Source organism: Flavobacterium sp. ov086, from assembly GCF_900187965.1.
Lineage (GTDB): Bacteria > Bacteroidota > Bacteroidia > Flavobacteriales > Flavobacteriaceae > Flavobacterium.
Genome location: NZ_FZNL01000019.1, coordinates 36,576 through 60,046 on the forward strand (window position 1 = coordinate 36,576; position 23,471 = coordinate 60,046).

Sequence of the window (23,471 nt, forward strand, 5' to 3'; positions counted from 1 at the left end):
AAAAAAAGACTGTTCAGTAATCAACCAAACAGTCTTTTTTTATTTTGCAGTATTACTGTTTATGCCATAAACAATGCGTACTTGTTGTAGTTGTACAAAACCTGATCGTACGGTACCAAAAGCGGTGAAACTTTCTCTGAAGAAGCATCAAATTTGATTCCATTATGTTTTCTAAACAAGTAAATCTCTTTTAAACAATTTGACAAACTCTGATGAATTGATGTTGTAAAAGTTGGCAATTGCTTGTCTCCTACCAATAAATCAATTTGATAATTAGAACTGCTTTTCGACAAATTGTTTCCGATTATTCTTATTGTAAAGTTTGTTTTTTTTCCGTGTTGTTCACCTTGATACTGTATTACCATAATCTTATTATTAAAAAGGTTAAATTATTATTTTTTGAACTTCAACACATTTATAAATTGAATTCAATATTAAAGTTATGAAAAAAAAGTAAGTCCTTATAAAAACTTACCTTAAATTATTAATTCGATACAAAGTTAGAACAAATTCTTCTTTCAAAGCTTCTTTTTTCTTTTTCAAAATCAAATTTAATCCCATCTTCCAACCAAAACTTTATTGTAAATATCTGCCGCAAACAAAGGCGTTTCTTCGGCATTATGTTCTTCTACATTTTTAAGCATCTGACTTTTTACGAGAGTCAAATCTGTAATATTCATCGATTTTAATAAAGCTAAAAATTCATCAGTTGAAGAGATTACTACCCTATTTTCTAACTCACAAGTATCGGCTGTTAAAACATTGATTTTAAGCTCCCAAATAATTCCTAATTTAGTGCTTCCCAAACCAGAAAAAGAGTCTGAAACTGAGTTTACTCTGCAATGCGCTTTATTTCCAATTTCCTCAATATAATGTTGAACTAACAGATTATCGGCTACTTTTTCAACATTTATAGACATCTTTTTTCCTTCTATTGATGTCGAGATTCCACCCGCTATATGACCAACCGAGCACGATTGATATTCCTGATCTTTTAATGTAAAAAGCCAATCTGTGATATCTATTTTTTTTGCCGCGCAATGAATCATTGCTTTTGCGGTGCATTCAGCAAGAACTTCCATTTTTAAGACTCTAGAGTTTTTACAAATTCTTCGGCAGACAAAAGTGAATGCCCATAATTAGGAAAATTGGTTTCTACAGTGGCTCTAATTTCTTCCTGATTAAAAGCGCCAATTCCATCTTTGATTAATGTTACATGGTAACCTAGTTCTACACCATATCTCGCTGTCGAATCGACACAAGTATTGGCACGCATTCCGGCAATAATAATATGATCTACATCGTGCATTTTAAGCAGAAAATCCAAATCAGTATTGGCAAAACTACTTGCTGTCCAGTGGTTCTGAGCAATCAGATCTCCTTCTATAGGCAAAAGCTCCTGATGAAACTCTGCACCCCAGCTTCCTTTTTCAAAAAGAGTCAAATTTTTACTTCCGTTATGCGAAGGCGAAAAAAATTTCCAATTCAAATAATCTCCTTTTTGAGTGTGCCTGTGCGGTGCGTAAATAACTTTAATATTGTTTTTTCTGGCTGCTGCCAAAACTTTTTTCATGTTCTGAACGACATTTCCACTTTCGACCGTTTCTTTTACAAAGGGCCAAAGTTTTCCGTTATCCGAAAGAAAATCATTAAACGGATCAATCAGTATTAGTGCGGTTCTGTTATTTTGATAAGTACTCATAGTTTCAATTTTTAATGGTTAAAATACATTGATTTTTCATTTCAAAATCCAAACCTAAAAACAAACTACTGACTATCAACACATTAAACAAAAACAACTCTTGATATAACACTAATAAACTGATTTTCATCGAAATATCAAGACATAAAAAAACCGTAACGAATTACGGTTTTTGACAATTAACTAAATATATTTAATCAACTTTTTTCAACGATTATAAAAATTCATTCATAAACACGATTAATTTTCGGTAATTACTGTAATATCTTTTTCAGCATTTAGTTCTAACAAAATCAAGTTTCCATTTTGATCGAACATCGTCATATTTAAACTATCTAATAGTGCCAGATTTTTTGAAACCTCTCCTACAAATTTATTGTACGAGAGATTCATCTCAGACAAATTGTGCAGCTTTTCAAGTTCCTTCGGAATCTCACCTTCAAAATCATTATTAAATAAACTAAGATTTTGCAAAGCATTAAAATTCACTATTTCTGAGCTTAAATTCCCTGATAATTTATTACTATTTAAAAGTAAAACTTTTAATGTAGGAATATTATAAATTGAATGTGGCAATTGACCTTCAATCTCATTATCAAATAACGCAAGAACTTCTAACTGATTTAATTTTCCAATTTCTAAAGGTAATTCTCCTGAAATTTTATTTTTAAAAAGTTCCAGATCTTTTAGCTTTTGTAACTCACAAATCGTTTCAGGTATCGCTCCTGAAATTTCATTCATTGAAACATCTAAAACTTCAAGCTCTTTAAAATTATTAATTGCTTTGGGCAACTCACCTTGCAGCTTATTTTTGTGCAAATCAACATTAGTCAAATTCACTAAATCAAAAAACTCAGCAGGCAATTCTCCTTGCAAATTGTTGTCGGCTAAATTAAGCGCAACTACTCTGCCATTTTCAACCTTAACTCCGTACCACGTCGACACTGACAATGATAAATCCCATTTAATTTTCCATTGCAATCCGTTTGTTGCGTGGTATAATTTTATCAGGGCTTCTTTTTCTTTATCGGATACAGTATCTGCAAAAATATTCATCGAAAAAATGAATACCAGCAAAAGAGTTGTTAGGCATTTCATAACAGATTGGGGTTTTGTTATCTTCGATAAAATTATGCATTTCATAGCTATAAAGCGTATAATGTCGATAAAGTGTTAATAAGTAATTTTTTAACACGAATTGTTTTACTTAGTATAAAAATCAACTATTTTCATTTTTTTTTCTACATTTGAACAACTAATCCTAAAAACCTCATATTATGGAAATTAACCCTATTGCATTGCTTTTGGCAGCTGTTGTAACACTTGTTGTTGGTTTTATTTGGTATAACCCAAAAGTGTTCGGAACAATCTGGATGAGAGAAAATAATCTCACTCAGGAAGAACTTCGAACAGGAAATATGCTTAAAATCTTCGGTTTGACTTATGTTTTTTCTTTAATGATCACTGTAATCCTGATGGCATTAACTATTCATCAAACTGGTGCCATAGGAATGGTAGGCGGACCTCCATTATTAGACAAGGCACAACCATCATTTGCAGCTTTTATGGCAGATTACGGAACTGCTTATCGTACTTTTAAACATGGGGCACTTCATGGATTCATGTCGGGTTTATTCTTTGCTTTTCCTGTAATTGGAATCAATGGTTTGTTTGAGAGAAAATCATGGAAATACATCTTTATTCATGCCGGATTCTGGATTGTTTCTCTTACTTTAATGGGAGGAATTATTTGCGGATTTGCTTAAATCATAAAAACAAAACCCGTTTGAGCTCTAAACTTAAACGGGTTTTTCTTAATAATAACTTAAAGAAAGTGAGTTATTATAAATATTATCTAATTTTGAAGAAATTAGCTCACACTTTTGACTACAACTTATACTTTCCAAATTTACAACAGCACCCCCTTACTGCCTTTAGAATGGAATTCGTTGGCTGTAAATAATATTTTTTTGACCAGAGAATATCTCGAAGTACTGGAAAACTCTTGTCCTGTAAATATGATTTGCCATTTTATTGGAATTTTTAACGACAATAAACTGGAAGGAATCGCCTTAACACAATTTCTATTTGCAGAAAAATTGGAATCTTTTGGAGAACGTGATCAATGTTTAAAAACTTCTGTGCGTAATTTTGCTTTTAAAAATTTTGCCTCTCATGTCTTATTTGTTGGCAACAACATGCTTACTGGACAAAATGCATTTGCGTTTAATAAAGAAGCCATTCAATCCAAAGTAATAAAAACACTTCATAAAGCAATTAATCAGCTTAAGAAGGACTTAAAAGCAAACGGAAAGAAAGTTCATATTACCAGTATAAAAGATTTTACTGCGACAGAAATCGAACCGCTACAAGCCGAATTTAAAAATAACTATACGTTTTCGACTCAACCAAATATGGTTTTCGAAATCAATAAAAACTGGAAGTCTGAACAAGATTATATTGATGCTTTATCAAAAAAATACAGGGATCAATACAAACGTGCACGAAAAAAGGCAGACGGAATCGTGAAACAAAAAATGTCTCTGGCTGACATTAAAAAATATGAAGATATTATTTATGATTTATATTTTCATGTGGCAAAAAATGCCCCTTTCAATACCTTTTTCTTAGCCCGAAATCATTTCAGCTTTTTTAAAGAAATCATGAAAGATAATTTCTTATTTTACGGCTATTTCATAGAAGATAAACTAATAGGTTTCAATACATTGATTAAAAACGGAAATACAATGGATACTTATTTTTTAGGCTACGACGAAACGATTCAGCGCGAAAAAATGCTGTATTTAAATATGTTATACGACATGATTGCTTACTCGATCAATCAAGGTTTTAGAGAAATTGTTTTTGCCAGAACTGCACTTGAAATTAAAAGTTCTGTTGGAGCAAAACCAGTAAAAATGTACGGATTAATTACGCACAGCAATACTTTAATCAATCATAACATTGCCAAACTATTCAATTATCTTGAACCTAAAACCGATTGGCAGGAACGAAATCCTTTTAAATAAAATCATTTGAAAAAAGCTCATTGATAAGGTAATTACGCTTCTTTCTACAATAAAATTAAATATTTTTTGGAGCTAATCCCACACCCGAGCCTGAAAGTACGAACTGGAGAAGCAATCCGTTTCAATCTTTTATGTCCGCCGCGGCGAACACAAAAGGATTTCCACTTCTATTGAGGCTAGGCAATCTTTTTCATAAGAACTTTTTCGTTTAACTTGTTATTTCGATGGACATTTAAAAAATGCTCAACCTAAAGTTACCATAATCATTGTTATCTCTAGGAACGAGGAATGATAAGATTGCGTTTCGATTGCGAATGGATGGATTAAAATCCATCCCTACAATATATTTTGTTCCTACGGAACTGCTCGAAAAAATTCCAGAGGAATGATTGATATTGTAGCGACGTCCCGAGACTTGGGGATTAATCTGTTGAAAAAACGAATAAAAAAATAGTTTTTATCATAAAAATAGGGATGACAAAACAAGCATAATTATCTTATGGGCAAATCTTCGTAAAGCTTTCCAGATTTTTGATTCCAAACTCTAAGGAATCGCAATTTTCATTTGCTTATGCAGAATATGAATTTCCAGATCCGTTTGTGCTCCGCAGTATTCACCATCTATTTGAAAGTTCACAGGATAATCTGTTTTTATTGTGGCTTTGTCTGTTGAAATAATCACAATATCATCAGAATCAATTGGCATATTTCCGGTAATAATTTTTCCAATTAATAATAAATCAAGGCTCTTTAGGATAACCAATTCAAACTTCCCGTCGTTCATCGCACCATTTGGGTTGATGATAACGCCTGTTCCATATTTTTGAGAATTAGCAATTACAATCATTCGTGCGGTATGCTCGACAATTTCATTATTAGCCGAGATTGTTGCTACAAAAGGTTCTTCGGATTCTTTTAAGGCCGAATAGGCTTGCAGAGCATAACCCCAAAAACCACGCAAATTGCTTTCTTCGTAATTCTTAACCAGGTTTGCATTGACTCCGATATCGCTTAAATGAATGCTTTTTTTGCCGTTGATACAAATCATATCCATTTCGATATAATGGTGCAAAAAGGCGATTTTTAGGTTCTCCTCAATTGTTGGCGGTAAATTCAAATCGACAGACAATCCATTTGCTGAACCTGCAGGCAAAATACCTATAATTACATCGTATTGCTCCATAGCTTCGGCAACCATTTTTATAGTTCCATCGCCGCCGGCCACTACAATACGTTCCGGTAAATACTGATTATAAAGTGCTTGTATTCTTTTTTGATCTTGTTTGCCCGTAGTTTCATAAACTTCCAGGTCAAAATGATTTGTAGTCGCAAACTCTTCCACAGCCTCAATCAAATCTGATTTATCCAGATCTCCTGAAATAGGGTTTACAACAAATAGGATATTCTTTTTCAAATTTTTATTTTTAAAATCAATTAAAATAATTAATTTACAGCATTCATAAATATACGTAATTAATGAAACCAATCTTACAATTATATCGAGGTTATGCCAACGAGGAGGAACTAATTGTGATGGGGCATGTTTTTAGAAGAACGTATGATTATGATTTTCAGAAGAAAAACTTCAAAAACGCCACTTCGATCATTAATCAATTTAGGATAAAAACGCTTAAAAATTTTGATGTTTATCTAAAATGTGACAATCAGGAGATCCATACTAAAACACTGGACGACGGATATTTTAAATTTTGTATACCGCTAGAAAAGGAAACTCATTTTGGGTGGATCGAATATGAGGTTAGCATTAAACTTGAAGGGGAAATCATAACCGAAAAAGGCAGTTATATAAGGCCTCACAAAGGAAAACTCGGAATTATATCTGATATTGATGATACTTTTTTGATTTCACATACTCAGAACTTCTTTAGAAAAATATACATTCTATTGTTTAAAAATGTAAATGACCGTAAGGTTTTTAAAGATGTTGTTCCACACTATCAGGCTTTGAGTTCGGCAGGACGGCATAATAAAGAAGAGGAAAATGCTTTTTTTTATATTTCGAGCAGTGAATGGAATTTATATCGCTTTATCGTAAAATTCACCAAAATACATCATTTACCCAGAGCCGTAATTTTATTGAAAGATATTAAAAGAGGCATCACCGATTTCTTCATGAGCGGACATGGAAACCACGATCATAAATTTGACAAAATTAAACACGTTTTAGAGTTTTACCCCAATCTTAAATATGTTTTATTGGGAGATGATTCGCAACATGATCCAATTTTATACGAACGTATCTGCAAAATTTTTCCGGTTACTGTAAAAGCTGTTTATATCCGACAAACTGGTAAAAATCAAAAAGAAGCAACCAAAACTATTTTGAAAAACTTAGAGAATTTAGAAGTTTCTGTTTGCTATTATAGAGACAGCAGCGAAGCTATTATGCACTCTAAATCTATTGGAATTATTTAGTAGTTTTTGTGATTTGTAAAATGTGAGAAGTAAACTGACTTAGTAAATTACCGCATTTTTGTCATCTCGACCGAAGGGAGAGATCACACATGAAACTCAACAAAGATTGGCGATTTTCTATGCGGCATTTCTAGTGTGATCTCTCCCTTCGGTCGAGATGACAAACTTTACGAAAACTTGAAAGCTGAAACAAAAAAACCTGAAACCTTTTTTTAGCCCAGATTGCAGAGGAAAGCCCGGAGCAAAAAAAAATGCATTTCTTGCTGAAAAAAAGCGACTGAAAGAAGCTCTTTTTGCAACATTAGAAATGCATTTTTTTTGTGTCCCGATAGCTATCGGGATGTAACGGAAAGCTGGATTAGCTCCCGAAAATTATATTAAGCATTAAAATTATCAATCTCTTCCTGAACGATTTCCCAGTCCAGAAGTAATTGATCTAAATCTTTTTTCTTTTTCTTGTAAGCGGTAAAAAATGAAGCATCTTCGATATGTTTGTCATAACTGGAAGCCAGCAATTTATCGTCGTGCTGAATGTCTTTTTCTAATTGTTTGATCTGACTTTCAACTTTACTTAAACGGTTTTGAAGTGCTTTTCCTTTTTTCTGATCTTCGTAGGATGTTTTATTACTTTCTTTTGGAGCAGCAGCTTTTGCAACATCTTTTTTCTCGACTTCACGCATGTTTTCAAGATTGCGCTGCTCTAAGAAATAATTGATATCTCCTAGATATTCTTTGATCTTTTGATCTTTGAATTCGTAAACAATATTCGACATTCCCTGCAAGAAATCTCTATCGTGAGAAACTAATAATAGAGTTCCTCCAAATTTTTGAAGCGCAGCTTTTAAAACGTTTTTAGATTTAATATCCAAGTGGTTCGTAGGCTCATCCATTAGCAAAACGTTGATAGGCTGCAACAACAACTTACAAAGTGCCAAACGGTTACGTTCACCTCCTGAAAGTACTTTTACTTTTTTCTCAACATCGTCTCCACGGAATAAAAATGATCCTAACATGTCACGAACTTTTGAACGATTCGTATCCATTGCAGCATCTTCCATAGTTTGAAGCAAGGTGATTTCTCCATCTAAATATTCTGCTTGATTTTGAGCAAAATATCCTAATTGAACATTGTGTCCCAATTTGATATTTCCCTGATATTCGAATTCGTTTACAATTGCTTTAATGAAAGTCGATTTCCCCTGTCCGTTTTGACCCACAAAAGCAATTTTGCTTCCGCGTTCTACTAACAAGTCAATATCTTTTAAAATAACTTTATCTCCATAAGCCTTAGTAACATTTTCGGCTTCAACTACTACTCTTCCAGGTTCTTTTGAAACCGGAAAAGAGATATTCATTACTGAATTGTCGTCTTCATCAACTTCAATTCGTTCTACTTTATCTAATTTTTTAATTAAGGATTGCGCCATTGAAGCTTTTGAAGCTTTTGCACGGAATTTCTCGATTAATTTTTCTGTTTCTTCAATTTTTTTCGCCTGATTCTTTTGAGTTGCTAATTGCTTTTCACGAATTTCATGACGCAATTCTAAATATTGAGAATAGGGTTTATTGAAATCATATGCTTTCCCTAAAGAGATTTCTATGGTACGATTTGTTACATTATCCAAAAACATTTTATCGTGCGATACAATCACCACAACTCCCGGATAATTACGAAGGAAACTTTCTAACCAAATAATACTTTCGATATCTAAGTGATTCGTTGGCTCATCCAGAAGCAACACATCATTTGATTGTAATAATAGTTTTGCCAACTCGATACGCATTCTCCAACCTCCTGAAAATGTTTCGGTTTGGTTGTTAAAAACTTCTCTTTTGAAACCTAATCCTAAAAGAATTTTCTCTGTATCTCCCACATAATTGTAACCTCCAAGAAGATCAAAACGATGTGTATAATCAGATAAATCTTCGATGATTTGTCCGTATTCTTCACTTTCATAATCGGTTCTGGTAACCAATTGATGATTGATTTCTTCTAGTTTTTTTTCTACAATTTTTATTTCGGTGAAGGCTTCATAAGCTTCTTCTAATACAGTTCTTCCACGTTCAAAATCAATATCCTGACGTAAAAAACCCATTCGGATATCTTTCTCCTGAGAAATAACTCCGGAATCAGGAGCAAAATCTCTTGCCAGCATTTTAAGCATAGTTGATTTTCCAGCACCATTTTTCCCGACAAGTCCAACACGATCTCCGGCACCTAAACGAAAAGTTACTTCTTCGAATAAATAAGTACCACCAAAAGAAACCGATAAATTGTGTATATTAAGCATGTAATGTTATTTTATAACTAATTGATTGTGTAAATTTACACTCCCAAATCAATGGGTAATTTAATTTTTTGCAAATGTTAAAAAAAGGATCGAAACTAAATAGTATTTTAACAGGAAGTTGTCCAAAATGTCAAAATGAAAGCATGTATTTGGACAAAAACCCACTTCATTTGTCTAAAGTTCTAAAAATGAACGAAAATTGCAGCCATTGTGGATTAAAATATCAAATTGAACCTTCATTCTTTTACGGTGCAATGTATGTAAGTTACGGATTAAATGTTGCCGTAGGAATTGCTGCATTTATTGTTTCATTTGTCTTTTTTAAAACTACTATCGAAGAATCATTTATAGCAATCGTGATTGCTTTAATTGTATTGTTTCCGTTTGTTCTGAGACTTTCGAGAAACTTATACATTAACATGTTTGTTTCTTACGATCCTAAGGCCGGTCAGAAGTAAGACTCTTCAAGTATTTTTTATGGAATCTTTTAATATCAATTTCACGAGTTAAAGGGATTTCATCTTCGATATAATCATATAAGGCTTTTGCCATTGCAGGCCCAAGCATTACACCTCTGGTTCCTAATCCGTTAAGAATATGAAGCGATTTGAACTCTTCGTGAGTTCCTATCAAAGGTCTTCTGTCTTTTACCGTAGGACGGACTCCGCCATAATGCTCTACAATCTCAAAATCGCAGGCTACAATTTCTTTAATTCGGTCTATTAGTTCTTGCTTTCCTTCTTCGGTAGGTAAATCGGTTTTATCTTGCCAGTTATATGTAGCACCAACTTTAAACAAATCATTTCCCAATGGTAATATAAAAACGCTTGTATTTATAATAACATCTAAGTCCAGATCAGGAGCTTTTATTATGAACATTTCCCCTTTGGTACCATCTAAAGGTAAATAATTAAAAAAAGGATTCTTATGCAATCCAAAACCTTCTGCGAAAATAATATTACGCGCCTGAATATTTTTATATTGAATTCCAAAATCCAAAAATTCAATATAAGCCCAGTCAAATGACTGTTCTAAAATCAGATTATTCTTTTTCAAATAATCTCTATAGGTATCTAGTAACAACATTGTATCAACATAACCAGTATGCAGGACTTCGCCATAATCATATGGAGAGTCGATACCGCTATATTTCTTAGAAATTAATTTAGTCGATAAAAAAGGCGCAAGATTTATTTTATCCGAAGCTGCAAACCAATTGTTTTGTTCTTCTATTGAGAAAAACTTCCTTAGTATTGGAAGCTTGTAATTAAATTTTCTATGCAATTTTTCTTCAATACGATCGTAGAACTCATCCATTAAAATTAACTGTTCCTGTGCATTCCACACCTCGCTAAATCTTTTTAAAATAACCGGATTATAAAATCCACCAGCCACTCTCGAGGATACTTGGGACATATTATCTACTACTAAAATAGATTTATTATTTTTAAGGGCAATTTCAGCAAATGAAATTCCAGCCAATCCAGATCCGACAATTAAATAATCTAACATGTATAAAGGGTAAAGTATAAAAAAACTCCTAGCACACAAAGGTACTAAGAGTTTTTGTTATAATGTAATTTGAATAATTAGTAGTTCCACATATCCTCTTCGAAGTTACGAATCTTCTCTTTTACTCTTTCAGATTCTAACAACTGATTTTGTGCATTATCTTTCATGTAATCTTTAATCTCACGATCTCCATACATGTTTTCTTCTTTATAAATAATAGAATTAAAGCGTCTCGAGTTTAAAATCTGATCAAATGAAATTGGTCGTGCCGAATTACTCTCATTAAATGCTGTTGCTTCGTTTAGTACTTCTCGGGCATTCGGAAAGAAAACCCAAAACAACTCAATATAATCCTTTTCATCACTATTCATTGTGTAAACATCCGGAGTCACAGGACAAATCCCTAACAAACGATATTTTAGATCGCCTTGACGTTTATCAAAATACCAATAACCTTTTATTTTATATTGTGTAACATCGGCTGCTGTTAAATCTTGCTTCAGGATATATTCCGCAGGAACTGTTCTTGTTGCCCCAACTATTTGATCAACATAAGTAACAACCTTCTTCTTTCCTGTCCCGGTAACTACTTTTTTCTTGACAACATGAGTTTTATAGTCATCCGGATACTGATTGATTAATTCCCTACCAGCATCTGTTGTATCAATGCGCGATAAAGATCCCTGAATATCCTTCAATGTTTTTTTCGTGTTAAAATAACTATCAGAATATACTTCCGTAATCCTGCCATTTCTCATAGCTTTGGTTAAAACATCATAAAGTGAACGCCTATCAGCACCAATATTAGCTGTATCAACCGGAAAATAATACGGAAAGTTGATTTTTTCATTTAAATCAATGATTTCCCAAACCGTCTTTCCCATTAAAACATCTCTGTCATCAATATAACCATAAGCCAATGGCTTATCATTGTCTGCAATAAGCTGAGCAGCATTCTTTTGTCCAATTTGATCCGCAGTTTTTGCATTAAGTAAATTCGATTGCGCATTAGCACTTAAACTTCCTATACCCCAAACAATAGCGATTAAAAAACTTATTCCTTTCATAATGATATTATTAAAACTATTAAACGTAAACTCATATCATTTATTGTAATTTTCTTACAATAATTAAAAAAACATAATAGATTATATAAATTACCAAAGCAGGTTACAAAAGAAATTCCGGTTAATCCAGAATCAAAAAATAGTTTTTATTAGATAGTAGAAATTTTTGGGGGGCAAAAAAAAACTCTTACTACAAATGTAGTAAGAGTTTTTGGTATAATGTAATAAGATACTTAATAATTCCACATATCTTGTTCGAAGTTACGAATCTTCTCTTTTACTCTTTCAGATTCTAACAGCTGATTTTGAGCGTTATCTTTCATATAATCACTAATTGCTCTGTCTCCATACAAGTTTTCTTCTTTGTAAACTACTGCATTAAAACGTCTAGAGTTTAATATTTGATCAAATGAAATTGGAAGTGCTGAATTATTATCGTTAAAAGCTTTTGCTTCATGCAACACTTCTCTCGAATTAGGGAAGAAAACCCAGAATAATTCAATATAGTCCTTTTCGTCACTATTCATTGTGTATACATCTGGAGTTACCGGACAAATTCCAAGTAAACGATATTTCAATTCACTTTGACGTTTGTCAAAATACCAGTATCCTTTAATTTTATATTGTGTAACATCTGCAGCAGTAAGGTCTTGTTTCAAGATATACTCAGACGGAACTGTTCTTGTTGCACCAACTGTTTCATCAACATAAGTAACAACTTTCTTTTTTCCAGTACCTGTAACTACTTTTTTCTTCACAACGTGAGTTTTGTAGTCATCCGGGTATTGATTGATCAATTCTCTACCAGCATCTGTTGTATCAATACGTGATAATGCACCTTCGATGTCTTTCATAGATTTTTTAGTATTGAAATAACTGTCGCTATAAACTTCAGTTATTTTACCGTTTTTAACAGCTTTCGTCAAAACGTCATATAATGGACGTCTATCTGAACCAATATTAGCTGTATCTATTGGGAAGTATAATGGGAAGTTGATTTTTTCATTCAAATCAATGATTTCCCAAGTAGTTTTTCCCATCAAGACATCTCTATCGTCTACATAACCATAAGCCAATGGCTTATCATTGTCTGAGATAAGTTGCGCAGGAGTCTTAAGTCCTATCTGAGCAGGTGTTTTCGCATTAAGCAAATTAGATTGCGCATTAGAAGCAAAGCTTCCAGCGATAGAAACAATAGCTATTAAAAAATTTCTTACTTTCATCATGATATCATTATGAGATATTGAGCGTAGTTTTACCTACTATATTATTTTATTTCGTAAATTACCGGTGCAGTCCTTGGTAATAAATAACTACCAGCTCCAACAAGTTTAGTTTTAATTTCAGAAATAGTAACCTGATCTCCTTTACCTGCTCTTGAAAGAACTTGTTTACATTGTGCATTTAATTTGTTACCGTTAACAACAACTGTAGGTTGTCCAGCAATTTTCAAGTTAAATCCAACAACATCTAAACCAACTTCAAAATCAAAATCAAGTAATTTAGCACCAATAGTAGCAATCTCTAAGTTAGATCTAGGTCCTGTAACAACACCCATTTCACCTCTAATTGTTCCTGTTGGCCCAGGAATACCTTTAATTCTAAATGTTTTCTTATCTGTTACTTTATCACCGTTTGGCAATGTACCAGTTACAGAAATAGTAGCTTCAGTACCTGAACCTGGGTTCATGTTATATTTTCCTGCTTTTCCAGCCGAAGATAATCCCGGAGCACTAGCAACAACTTTGTTATCAGCAACACCAGCGAATGATACAGAGATTGGGTTAACAACACCTCTATAAACAACATTCATTTTATCTGCAGAAATTGTAGCTGAATTTGGTCTTGGTACTACAATATATTTTCCAGCAAATTTAAGTGGAATGTTTTTACCATCTTCTAAGAAAGTAAATTGTCCATTAATGTTTTGCTCTCCAACAGCTCCAGCAGTTAATGAGATAACAGCTTGTCCGTTAACAATTTGTCCAGGACCTTGGAATGAAGTTGGTTTTGTGTTTTCGTCATAACGACCTAAAACTACCTTACCTGTAACTTTCTCTCCTTGGAAGTAAGCATTTTTATCCAAAACAACAATTGCCTGGTAATTGCTATAAGAAGCAGCAGCAACTGCAGCTTTTCCTAAAGCAGCACTGTAAACATCAGATTCCGCTTTTTGAACGTCATTTTGCCAAGCTGAAAGTTTAGCTAATGAAGCAACAGCCGGGAAACCTTTAAAGTGGTAAGCTAAATATTTATCTTTTAAACCTTCTTTGTTTTTTACGTCTGAAACGTCAAATTTCTTTTCAATTTCAGCTATAATAGTACCATATTTATTCTTCGAATCTGTCAAAGCAGCCTTCATATCTGCTTTATATTTCTCAATATGAGAAATGACATCATTTCCTTTTGCAGTATATCCTTCACCAGTAAACCAGTTGTCGATATTATCACCTTTGTCCATAGACTCATAAGGTAATTTGCCAGTTTCTTTATCAGTTTCAAATCCTTTTAAAACATCACCTTTCAAAGATCCGATGTATGCATAAAATTCTTTTGAAATTGTTTCAACTTTGTGAGCTGTAACTGCAGCAGTTGCGAATTCTCCTTTTGCTTCAGCAGCTTTTTGATCTAAAGATGTCAATAAACCTGCATTTGTCTGCTCTGAAGAGGTATTAGCGCTTTCAAATTTTTCATTCATTAAGCCAAAAGCTGATAAAACTTCTTTTGACATATTCATTGCTAACATTGCGATGAAAACCAGATACATCAGGTTAATCATCTTCTGTCTAGGGGTTAATTTTCCTCCTGCCATTTTTTTCTAATTAGTTCTTATTAATAAATTTAATACAATAGTTAAAAACTAATTATCCTTTGTTACTCATTGCAGAAAGCATACCACCGTAAACACTGTTCAAAGAAGCAATGTTTGCAGTCATTGATTGCATTTGTTCTTTTAATTTAGAAGCATTTTCAGCAATTTCGCTGTTTGCTTGTGCATTTCTTGAAGCACTCTCTAATTGTACTTTGTATAAGCTGTTTAATGATTCCATTTGTGCAGCAGCCATAGACATTTCTTCAGCATATTTCTTTTGTCCTGCAATAGAATCTACTGTTGGAGAAATTGCTTTTGCAGCACCTTCGAAATTTTTGATAGAGTTTCCTAAACTTGACATTAATTCTCCGTCAATTTTAGCTTCTTTCAACATAGTGTCTAATTTTTGAGACAATAAACCTTGGGCATCAGATGGAGTTTCAACTTTATCCGCTTTTTTTCTAGCTTGACCGTTAGCCAATTCAGGGTAAACAAGAGTCCAATCTAACTCATCATCTACTGGTTCAAAAGCAGAAAGTGCAAAGATTAACGCCTCAGTTACTAATCCGATTGAAAGCATCAATGTACCTGTTAATGGTCCAATTTCAAAGTGAGTAATTTTGAATAATGCTCCAATAATTACTACTGCCGCTCCCATACCATAAGCGAAATTCATTGCTTTTTTACTTAATAATGCCATAATACTTTTTTTTAGGTTTTAATTTTAAATAGATTCGATTTGGTTATTGATATTAATTATAATTTACTTTTCTTTTTTCCGCTTCCGGTTGTTTGAGTTCCCATGTAATCTTGTACAGTTCTGAAACCAATATAACTTCTTGCAGAATCCGCATATTCGTGATCACGAGTACTTACTTGTAGGAAGTAAGCAACATCTTTCCAAGATCCTCCACGAACAACTTTTCTTTGATTATTTCCATCAATTACGTTAGGGTTCATTGTAGAAACGTATTCGTATGCATTTGGGTTGTAAGCTGAATCCGTCCATTCTGAAACGTTTCCTGCCATGTTATACAATCCATATCCATTTGGCTCATAAGATTTAGCTTCAACAGTGTATAAAGCTTCATCAGCAGCATAATCTCCTCTATTAGGTTTAAAGTTTGCTAAGAAACAACCTCTGTCACTTTTAGTATAAGGACCTCCCCAAGGATAAGTAGCAGACTCAAGTCCACCTCTTGCAGCATACTCCCATTCTGCCTCTGTTGGCAATCTGAAAGCATTAACTAAATCACGTCCTTTTTTCTTAGATTTGATATAGCTGTTTTTATTTAAAGTTCTCCAAGCACAAAATGCTTTAGCTTGTTTCCAAGTCACACCAACTACAGGATAATCCCCATAAGCTTTGTGCCAGAAATAATCATTGTGCATTGGCTCATTATATGAATAAGCAAAATCTTTAATCCAAACTGTTGTATCTGGATAAACACTAACTTGTTCCGTTTTAACGAAGTCTTTTCTTTTTCCTACTTTGGCTTTTGCAGCAGCCTGAATATCCATCCAAGAATAACGGAATTTCAATTTATTTACATCAATTGTTCTTAAACCATTATATGATTCTTCAATTGGCAAATACATAGAATCCATTACCTCAGTATAATACTCATCTGGGTAAGCTTTAGTATCTTTAATCAACTTAACTTTTTTGTTTAATTTTCTTCCAGCATAAGGATCATCTTTTGTCCCTACACTATAGTAGTTATCATACATATATTTATCATAAGCCGTCATTTTGTCCGGCTCAGAATCATTAAATGCATAATCAGCGATACTACCGCCTTTTTTACCTTTAGAATCACCTGTAGCTTTTTGCCCGGTTTCATCAGCCAAAATAGCAAGACGAACTCTCATTGTAGAGTCTTTTACCCACTCTACAAACTGGCGATATTCGCTATTTGTGATTTCGGTTTCATCCATATAAAACGAACGAACAGTTACTGTTTTAGTCGGAGCATCCTCCACGTTAGCTAAATCAGCATCAGCCTTACCCATTATAAAAGATCCACCTGGAACCAAGGTCATTCCATAAGGTTTTTCAGGATGCCATTTCCCTCCTGTAACACCAACCAATTCACCTTTGTCTCCTGACTTACCACAGCCAATTACCAGTGTTAACATTGCTGCAAATGCAATAAACTTCTTCATATAAATTTGGATTATCTATTCATTATTATAAGTTCGTAAACGTATTTATTATTTATCTAAAAAACAATACTAGTTGCGAAATTTATTTTACCGTTCAAAAATAATGTTAAATAAAATAAAAAAAAAATATTTCATCGATAAACTGATTCAAAAAATCGACGTAAAACGTTAAATTTTATATTTTGTAAACATTGCCCTACTAATAATTCTTAATGATTTTTCTATAACATAAAAACCGTAAAATTTATTGTAAAGCTTTACTTCATAAAGCATTTTTTCTTTGTGCTTTCCACCATCTTTCCGGCAATTCTTGGTTGCAAGCGGAGAGGTATTCGTCGTAGGAACACGGTAATAACGTATTTCTTTTTAATTTATTGTGACCGTTCGATTCGTAAGGAATTTCTATCCACCAACGTTCCGTTTTATCACTTTTATAAAAAATCAATTCTTCTTCTTCGAGCGGAACAATATATTTTAAATAATTTGTTCTGCTTCCAAACGGATATTCTTTAGATCGATAATGATACCCTTCTATAAAATACCAAACGATTTGAGCAATAATACCTGATTCCTGTACTGTACTATTGTGATTAAAAACTCCAAAAGAGGAAACTTTATCACTAATTCCAGCATATCGCGCCAAAGAACAAATCTCTTTTCCGTTAAAACCATTTGGCTCAAAAGATTTCATATTCCCTGAAGCCGAAGACTTTACCGAGTTCAAATCAATACTTACCAAATCAGCATCTCTAAAAACAGGTTCTGCCAGTGCTATATTATTTGATATTTCGCCCAAACGATAGGCATCAAAGAATAGTTTTTCGATCAAATCAATTTCTTCCTGCGAATTGTAATAAGTCTGATATCCTATATTACAATAATTGAAGAGGTTATTAGGCTCATCTATTATGATTTTAGTTAAAAAAGAATTAGCCGAAACCGTTTCGTTTTCTTTACCAAAATCAAATTTATTATCTACCGAAACCATGTTTACCATCTGCTCCAAATCATCGTAAGCGCGATACAAAGCATAGGTCAAATCTTGAGAACCTCCCAGGACTATCGGAATCACTTTATTCTTAATTAATGTGGAAGTTACTTTTTTAAGTGCAAAATAAGTATCTTCTACAGAGTCTCCAGCAAGTATATCTCCTAAATCTGCAATTGAAGCATCCCAATTTCCCGGAAACATACTATAAATCTTTTTACGAACTGCCGTAAGACTAACCTCATTAATCATATCACTGCTACGGCGGTCTTCTAAAACACCAACTATAGCAATATTTATTTTGCTAATATCCGGAAACTGATCTTGAGTATGCAAAACTATTTTACTGCCCAATTCTTGTGAAGACAACGAACTAATGAATTTTAAAATTCCGTCGTTAACTGGTTCTAGAAAATCAAATTCCATTTATTATTTCTTTTTAGCAGCTGTTTTTTTAGCTGGAGCTTTCTTAGTTGTTGTCGCTTTTTTTGCTGGAGTTTTCTTTGCCGGTGTTTTTTTAGCAATCATTTCCTGAACTTCTGCCAATGTCAATTTTGTCGCATCAACATCTTTACTTAATTCAATTTTGATTTTACCTTTTGTAATAACCGAGCGTCCCCAACGCGCTTTCTCAACCAAAATCCCTTCGTCTTCCCAATTGTGAAGTACTTTGTCTATGTTTTTTTGTAATTTATCTTCGATCAGTTCTTCAACATCTTGTTGCGATAAATTATCGAAATTGTATTTTTTGCTGACATTTACAAAAAGACCATTCCATTTGATGAACGGACCAAAACGCCCCACACCTTTCTGAACTCCTTCTCCTTTATAAACCGCGATTGGCGCATCGGCAATTGCTTTTTCGTCAATTAGCTCTTGTGCTCTTTCTTTTGAAAGACTTAATGGATCTTCTCCTTTTGGCAAAGAAATAAATACACTTCCGTGACGTACATAAGGACCGTAACGACCATTGCTAACTTCTACTTCTTCTCCTTTATATTCCCCTAAGTTTTTAGGCAATAAAAATAAATTCAAAGCTTCTTCCAGGGTAATGTTTCCAATATTTTGATCAGACATTAAACTTGCGAATTTTTTATCTTCATCATCCGCTTCTCCAATTTGAGCCATTGGTCCAAATTTTCCTAAACGAACAGAAACTTGTCTTCCGTCAGCATCTTTTCCTAAAATTCTTTCTCCGCTTTCGCGTTCTGCATTTGCTTCAACCTCTTTTACATTCGGGTGAAACTTATTATAGAATTCCTGCATCATAATTGCCCAGTCAATATTTCCTTCGGCAATCTCATCAAAATCCTGCTCTACTTTTGCAGTAAAATTATAGTCCAGAATATTTCCGAAATTCTTCACTAAGAAATCTGTAACAATTGTCCCGATATCTGTAGGAACCAATTTTCCTTTATCAGAACCTGTATTTTCTTTAAGTAACTTCTCTCCTACTTTATTGGCTTGCAAAGTAAGTTGTGTATAATTACGTTCCTGACCTTCAAGAGTTCCTTTCTCAACATAATTTCTGTTGATGATAGTCGAAATAGTTGGTGCGTATGTAGACGGACGACCAATTCCTAATTCTTCTAATTTTTTCACCAATGAAGCTTCTGTATAACGAGCCGGAGGTCTTGAATATCGTTCTGTAGCTGTAATATAGTTATTAACCAGCTTTTCGTTTACTTTTAACGCAGGCAACATTCCTTCTTGTTCTTCTTCATCGTCATCATGACCTTCTAAGTACACTTTCAGGAATCCTTCAAAAAGTAAAACTTCTCCAGAAGCTGTAAAAATCTCACTGTGATTATTCGCTTCAATTTTTACGTTTGTTCTTTCTAATTGCGCATCGCTCATTTGAGATGCCAATGTTCTTTTCCAGATCAAATCATATAAACGAGCCTGATCACGATCGATATTTACGGTATGACGCGACATATCTGTCGGACGAATTGCTTCGTGCGCTTCTTGTGCTCCTTTACTTTTGTTTGCAAAAGTTCGAGGCTTAGAAAATTCTTTTCCGTATGATTTTATGATTTCAGCTTCTGCAGCACTCATTGCTTCAGCGGAAAGATTCACACTATCCGTTCTCATATAAGTAATAAGTCCGGCTTCATACAAACGCTGTGCAAGCTGCATTGTGATTCCAACTGGCAAATACAATTTTCTCGCTGCTTCTTGTTGCAAGGTAGAAGTTGTAAAAGGTGCTGTTGGAGATTTTTTGGTAGGTTTAGTTTCTAAATCTGCTACCTTATATTGTGATCCGATATTTTTATTTAAAAAATCTTCGGCTTCTTTTTTAGTATTGAAGTTCTTTGGTAATTTGGCTTTGAAAGTTTTTCCTGCCTCATTCACAAATTCTGCTACGATAGAATAACTTGCAACTGCATTAAAGTTTTGAATTTCGCGTTCTCTCTCAACAATCAAACGAACAGAAACTGATTGTACACGTCCGGCAGAAAGTCCGCCTTTGATTTTTCTCCATAAAACCGGAGATAATTCGTACCCTACTAAACGGTCTAAAACACGTCGTGCTTGTTGTGCATTTACTAAGTTATAATCAATTTCTCTTGGATTCTCGATTGCTTTAAGAATCGCTGATTTTGTAATTTCGTGAAAAACAATTCGCTTGGTTTTTTTAACATCTAGTTTTAATTCTTCCGCCAAGTGCCATGAAATAGCTTCTCCCTCGCGGTCCTCATCACTTGCTAACCAAACCATTTCGGCATTCTTAGATAGTGTTTTCAGTTTACTTACTAAAGCTTTTTTATCTGGAGAAACTTCGTACTTAGGTTTAAAACCATTCTCAACATCTACACCTATTTCCTTTGATGGTAAGTCTGCGATATGTCCGTAACTTGATTCTACTTGAAAATCACTTCCCAGAAATTTCTCTATCGTTTTCGCCTTTGCAGGTGACTCCACTATTACTAAATTCTTTGCCATTGCTCTATTTTTCTGCAACAAAAGTATCTATTTTTTTTAAATATCAGCCTTGCTAATGCATTTTTGAGTTATTTTAATATTATCTTTCTTAAAATTGCAGATTTATCTGTATTCCTACCTATTATATATATAGGTATAACTTTTAGCGGTTTATGGGCGAGAAATGTTCTTTTTTTCTTAAAGCCATAGCTCAGATTATAGTATAAAGCCTGGAGTAAAAAAATGCAAAAGTTTCTTGTTTTAAAAAAACGACTCCCGAAACTTCAGGAAAAGCTCTTTTTAAAACATCAGAAAATTTGTGTTTTTTATATCCCGATAGCTATCTGGATGAAACGGAAAGCTGGAAATAGTTTCATCTATCTTAGATTGTTGATTTTAGATTTTAGATTAATCCTCTTTATCTACAGATTTTTTTTACTTGATCATTATTTGCGTAGTTATTATTAAAATCTAAAACCAGCAATCGTTAATCACCGATCTAAAATCTTAACTCTAAAATCTAAAATTTCTTTTCTGCCATCTTGTCACATTGACCGCATTTACGTTATCTTTGCACTTTGAAATTATACAATGGAAAAGATTATTGAGGAAAGCAAACAGGGCGAAAGTCTTGTTTTGGAGAATAAACCTGAGAATACTAAGAAACTTTTTATAGAAAGTTACGGTTGTGCGATGAATTTTTCGGACAGTGAAGTCGTAGCTTCTATCTTATCAATAAACGGATATAACACTACACAAACTCTTGAAGATGCCGACTTGGTTCTTGTAAATACCTGCTCGATTCGAGATAAGGCGGAGCAAACTATCCGTAAACGTCTGGAGAAATATAATGCAGTGAAACGTATTAACCCAAAAATGAAAGTTGGCGTTTTGGGCTGTATGGCTGAGCGTTTGAAAAGTCAATTTCTAGAGGAAGAAAAAATAGTCGATCTTGTTGTTGGTCCTGATGCTTATAAGGATTTGCCGAATTTATTGGCGGAAGTTGAGGAAGGCCGCGACGCTATCAATGTAATTTTATCGAAAGAAGAAACGTACGGAGATATTTCGCCGGTTCGTTTGATGAGTAACGGAATTACAGCTTTAGTTTCGATCACTCGTGGCTGCGATAATATGTGTACGTTTTGCGTTGTACCTTTTACACGTGGACGCGAGCGTAGTCGTGAACCTCAGAGCATTATGAAAGAAATTCAGGATTTATGGGATAAAGGCTTTAAGGAAATTACTCTTTTGGGTCAAAACGTTGACAGTTACCTTTGGTACGGCGGCGGTTTGAAAAAAGACTTTGTAAACGCTTCTGAAATGCAAAAAGCAACTGCGGTTGATTTTGATCAATTGCTTGAAATGGTTGCCGTTGGTTTTCCTAAAATGCGTATTAGATTTTCGACTTCTAATCCGCAGGATATGCACGAAAGTATTTTGCACGTAATTGCGAAATATCCAAATATTTGTAAACACATTCACTTACCGGTTCAGTCTGGAAGTAACCGAATTCTAAAAGAAATGAATCGTTTGCATACTCGTGAAGAATATATGGCTTTGATTGATAAAATCAAGGCGATTATTCCAAATGCTTCGATTTCGCAAGATATGATTGCCGGTTTCCCAACAGAAACAGAAGAAGATCATCAGGATACAATGAGTTTAATGGAATATGTAAAATATAATTTTGGTTATATGTATTCGTATTCTGAACGCCCGGGAACTTTGGCAGGAAGAAAAATGGACGATGATGTTCCGGAAGAAACTAAAGCCAGAAGATTGCAGGAAATTGTCGATTTACAACAAAAACATGCTTGGTTTAGAAGCGAGGAATTCGTTGGACAAATCGTTGAAGTTTTGGTAGAAAAAGTTTCTAAAAAATCAACCGAAGAATTCTCCGGAAGAAACTCTCAAAGTATTACAGTGGTTTTCCCTAAAGAGAACTATAAGATTGGAGATTTCGTAAATGTAAAAATCACAAGTTGCACCAGCGGAACTTTAAAAGGTGAAGCAGTTGGGTTGAGTAGCATGAATTAATATTTTTTTTGCCACGAATTTCACTAATTTGCACGAATTTTCTTTCTTTTATTTATTATTCAATATGTTTGTATAAAAACGAAATATGGAATTATATAGAAAAGAGGAATACTATAAAGTTATTGGCATTTGTATGGAAGTTCATAAAATACTAGGCGGTGGACTTCTTGAAATTATTTACAAAGATGCATTGGAATATGAATTTAAAAAACATAATATTCCGTTTGAACGCGAAAAGAAATATGACATTAAATACAAAGACATTGTTTTAGCACATAAATTCTATGCTGATTTTGTCGTTTATGACGAAATTATTTTAGAAGTAAAAGCATCAAAGGAAATAATTGATGAACATACTGCTCAAACAATAAATTATTTAAAACTGGCTGATAGTGATTTAGGAATTATTGTTAACTTTAATAAAAAGTCATTACAACATAAAAGAGTTATTCATTAACCCGATTTCAAAGAATTTGTGAAAATTAGTGAAATTCGTGGCAAAAGAT

At 33.6% G+C, this 23,471-nt stretch carries 20 protein-coding genes; 6 read left to right on the forward strand and 14 right to left on the reverse strand.

Annotated features, from left to right (window positions below; all coding sequences use genetic code 11):
• Positions 1-59: 59 nt before the first annotated feature.
• The 4 genes from CHB81_RS18925 to CHB81_RS18940 form a co-directional block, all read right to left on the reverse strand.
• Complete coding sequence (locus tag CHB81_RS18925; RefSeq protein ID WP_089353408.1) at positions 60-365, reverse strand: hypothetical protein; 306 nt, start codon at positions 363-365, stop codon at positions 60-62.
• Between the two features lie 186 nt (positions 366-551).
• Complete coding sequence (locus tag CHB81_RS18930; protein WP_089353409.1) at positions 552-1,082, reverse strand: hypothetical protein; 531 nt, start codon at positions 1,080-1,082, stop codon at positions 552-554.
• 2 nt (positions 1,083-1,084) lie between these two features.
• A complete protein-coding gene (locus CHB81_RS18935) occupies positions 1,085-1,702 on the reverse strand; it encodes an isochorismatase family cysteine hydrolase (protein WP_089353410.1) in 618 nt (205 codons plus the stop codon).
• A 240-nt stretch (positions 1,703-1,942) separates the two neighbouring features.
• Positions 1,943-2,800 carry a Two component regulator three Y domain protein gene (locus tag CHB81_RS18940; RefSeq protein ID WP_089353411.1) on the reverse strand — a complete coding sequence of 286 codons (858 nt, stop codon included), beginning with the start codon at positions 2,798-2,800 and terminating at the stop codon, positions 1,943-1,945.
• A 179-nt stretch (positions 2,801-2,979) separates the two neighbouring features.
• Between CHB81_RS18940 and CHB81_RS18945 the strand changes: the two genes are divergently transcribed.
• Complete coding sequence (locus CHB81_RS18945) at positions 2,980-3,468, forward strand: DUF1761 domain-containing protein (RefSeq protein ID WP_089353412.1); 489 nt, start codon at positions 2,980-2,982, stop codon at positions 3,466-3,468.
• A 117-nt stretch (positions 3,469-3,585) separates the two neighbouring features.
• On the forward strand, positions 3,586-4,731 hold the full coding sequence (locus tag CHB81_RS18950; protein ID WP_089353413.1) for a GNAT family N-acetyltransferase: 1,146 nt from the start codon (positions 3,586-3,588) through the stop codon (positions 4,729-4,731).
• Between the two features lie 544 nt (positions 4,732-5,275).
• Here the strand turns inward: CHB81_RS18950 and CHB81_RS18955 are convergent.
• Positions 5,276-6,145 carry a diacylglycerol kinase family protein gene (locus CHB81_RS18955; protein ID WP_089353498.1) on the reverse strand — a complete coding sequence of 290 codons (870 nt, stop codon included), beginning with the start codon at positions 6,143-6,145 and terminating at the stop codon, positions 5,276-5,278.
• A 62-nt stretch (positions 6,146-6,207) separates the two neighbouring features.
• On the opposite strand from CHB81_RS18955, the gene CHB81_RS18960 reads away from it, so the two are divergent.
• Complete coding sequence (locus CHB81_RS18960; RefSeq protein WP_089353414.1) at positions 6,208-7,167, forward strand: App1 family protein; 960 nt, start codon at positions 6,208-6,210, stop codon at positions 7,165-7,167.
• 377 nt (positions 7,168-7,544) lie between these two features.
• Here the strand turns inward: CHB81_RS18960 and CHB81_RS18965 are convergent, their stop codons facing one another.
• A complete protein-coding gene (locus CHB81_RS18965) occupies positions 7,545-9,458 on the reverse strand; it encodes an ABC-F family ATP-binding cassette domain-containing protein (protein WP_089353415.1) in 1,914 nt (637 codons plus the stop codon).
• Between the two features lie 74 nt (positions 9,459-9,532).
• Here CHB81_RS18965 and CHB81_RS18970 point away from each other — a divergent pair, with 74 nt between their 5' ends.
• A complete protein-coding gene (locus CHB81_RS18970; protein ID WP_089353416.1) occupies positions 9,533-9,916 on the forward strand; it encodes a DUF983 domain-containing protein in 384 nt (127 codons plus the stop codon).
• Here the strand turns inward: CHB81_RS18970 and CHB81_RS18975 are convergent.
• The 8 genes from CHB81_RS18975 to topA form a co-directional block, all read right to left on the reverse strand.
• Entirely contained in the window at positions 9,897-10,970 is a 1,074-nt protein-coding gene (locus tag CHB81_RS18975; RefSeq protein WP_089353417.1) for an FAD-binding oxidoreductase, read from the reverse strand. The genes CHB81_RS18970 and CHB81_RS18975 overlap by 20 nt on opposite strands.
• Before the next feature lie 77 nt (positions 10,971-11,047).
• Complete coding sequence (gene gldN / locus CHB81_RS18980; RefSeq protein ID WP_089353418.1) at positions 11,048-12,037, reverse strand: gliding motility protein GldN; 990 nt, start codon at positions 12,035-12,037, stop codon at positions 11,048-11,050.
• Between the two features lie 233 nt (positions 12,038-12,270).
• Positions 12,271-13,260 (reverse strand): gliding motility protein GldN, encoded by a 990-nt coding sequence (gene gldN / locus CHB81_RS18985; protein ID WP_089353499.1) that lies wholly within the window; start codon positions 13,258-13,260, stop codon positions 12,271-12,273.
• Positions 13,261-13,304: 44 nt separating this feature from the next.
• Entirely contained in the window at positions 13,305-14,849 is a 1,545-nt protein-coding gene (gene gldM / locus CHB81_RS18990) for a gliding motility protein GldM (RefSeq protein WP_089353419.1), read from the reverse strand.
• 52 nt (positions 14,850-14,901) lie between these two features.
• Positions 14,902-15,549 carry a gliding motility protein GldL gene (gene gldL, locus CHB81_RS18995; RefSeq protein WP_089353420.1) on the reverse strand — a complete coding sequence of 216 codons (648 nt, stop codon included), beginning with the start codon at positions 15,547-15,549 and terminating at the stop codon, positions 14,902-14,904.
• A 56-nt stretch (positions 15,550-15,605) separates the two neighbouring features.
• On the reverse strand, positions 15,606-17,015 hold the full coding sequence (gene gldK, locus CHB81_RS19000; RefSeq protein WP_089353421.1) for a gliding motility lipoprotein GldK: 1,410 nt from the start codon (positions 17,013-17,015) through the stop codon (positions 15,606-15,608).
• 262 nt (positions 17,016-17,277) lie between these two features.
• Positions 17,278-18,429 carry a formimidoylglutamase gene (locus tag CHB81_RS19005; RefSeq protein WP_089353422.1) on the reverse strand — a complete coding sequence of 384 codons (1,152 nt, stop codon included), beginning with the start codon at positions 18,427-18,429 and terminating at the stop codon, positions 17,278-17,280.
• 3 nt (positions 18,430-18,432) lie between these two features.
• Positions 18,433-20,949 (reverse strand): type I DNA topoisomerase, encoded by a 2,517-nt coding sequence (gene topA / locus CHB81_RS19010; RefSeq protein WP_089353423.1) that lies wholly within the window; start codon positions 20,947-20,949, stop codon positions 18,433-18,435.
• Between the two features lie 570 nt (positions 20,950-21,519).
• Here topA and miaB point away from each other — a divergent pair.
• Complete coding sequence (miaB, locus tag CHB81_RS19015; RefSeq protein ID WP_089353424.1) at positions 21,520-22,965, forward strand: tRNA (N6-isopentenyl adenosine(37)-C2)-methylthiotransferase MiaB; 1,446 nt, start codon at positions 21,520-21,522, stop codon at positions 22,963-22,965.
• A gap of 85 nt (positions 22,966-23,050) precedes the next feature.
• On the forward strand, positions 23,051-23,422 hold the full coding sequence (locus CHB81_RS19020; RefSeq protein WP_089353425.1) for a GxxExxY protein: 372 nt from the start codon (positions 23,051-23,053) through the stop codon (positions 23,420-23,422).
• Positions 23,423-23,471 lie beyond the last annotated feature (49 nt).

Excerpts from the sequence above, each read along its gene's own strand:
- gldN (WP_089353499.1), bottom strand. The coding sequence starts at position 13,260 with ATGAAAGTAAGAAATTTTTTAATAGCTATTGTTTCTATCGCTGGAAGC.
- CHB81_RS18925 (WP_089353408.1), bottom strand. The coding sequence starts at position 365 with ATGGTAATACAGTATCAAGGTGAACAACACGGAAAAAAAACAAACTTT.
- CHB81_RS18965 (WP_089353415.1), bottom strand. The coding sequence starts at position 9,458 with ATGCTTAATATACACAATTTATCGGTTTCTTTTGGTGGTACTTATTTA.
- gldK (WP_089353421.1), bottom strand. The coding sequence starts at position 17,015 with ATGAAGAAGTTTATTGCATTTGCAGCAATGTTAACACTGGTAATTGGC.
- CHB81_RS18945 (WP_089353412.1), top strand. The coding sequence starts at position 2,980 with ATGGAAATTAACCCTATTGCATTGCTTTTGGCAGCTGTTGTAACACTT.
- CHB81_RS19020 (WP_089353425.1), top strand. The coding sequence starts at position 23,051 with ATGGAATTATATAGAAAAGAGGAATACTATAAAGTTATTGGCATTTGT.
- CHB81_RS18930 (WP_089353409.1), bottom strand. The coding sequence starts at position 1,082 with ATGGAAGTTCTTGCTGAATGCACCGCAAAAGCAATGATTCATTGCGCG.
- CHB81_RS18970 (WP_089353416.1), top strand. The coding sequence starts at position 9,533 with ATGTTAAAAAAAGGATCGAAACTAAATAGTATTTTAACAGGAAGTTGT.
- gldM (WP_089353419.1), bottom strand. The coding sequence starts at position 14,849 with ATGGCAGGAGGAAAATTAACCCCTAGACAGAAGATGATTAACCTGATG.
- gldL (WP_089353420.1), bottom strand. The coding sequence starts at position 15,549 with ATGGCATTATTAAGTAAAAAAGCAATGAATTTCGCTTATGGTATGGGA.
- CHB81_RS18975 (WP_089353417.1), bottom strand. The coding sequence starts at position 10,970 with ATGTTAGATTATTTAATTGTCGGATCTGGATTGGCTGGAATTTCATTT.
- miaB (WP_089353424.1), top strand. The coding sequence starts at position 21,520 with ATGGAAAAGATTATTGAGGAAAGCAAACAGGGCGAAAGTCTTGTTTTG.
- CHB81_RS18935 (WP_089353410.1), bottom strand. The coding sequence starts at position 1,702 with ATGAGTACTTATCAAAATAACAGAACCGCACTAATACTGATTGATCCG.
- gldN (WP_089353418.1), bottom strand. The coding sequence starts at position 12,037 with ATGAAAGGAATAAGTTTTTTAATCGCTATTGTTTGGGGTATAGGAAGT.
- CHB81_RS18960 (WP_089353414.1), top strand. The coding sequence starts at position 6,208 with ATGAAACCAATCTTACAATTATATCGAGGTTATGCCAACGAGGAGGAA.
- CHB81_RS18940 (WP_089353411.1), bottom strand. The coding sequence starts at position 2,800 with ATGAAATGCCTAACAACTCTTTTGCTGGTATTCATTTTTTCGATGAAT.
- topA (WP_089353423.1), bottom strand. The coding sequence starts at position 20,949 with ATGGCAAAGAATTTAGTAATAGTGGAGTCACCTGCAAAGGCGAAAACG.
- CHB81_RS19005 (WP_089353422.1), bottom strand. The coding sequence starts at position 18,429 with ATGGAATTTGATTTTCTAGAACCAGTTAACGACGGAATTTTAAAATTC.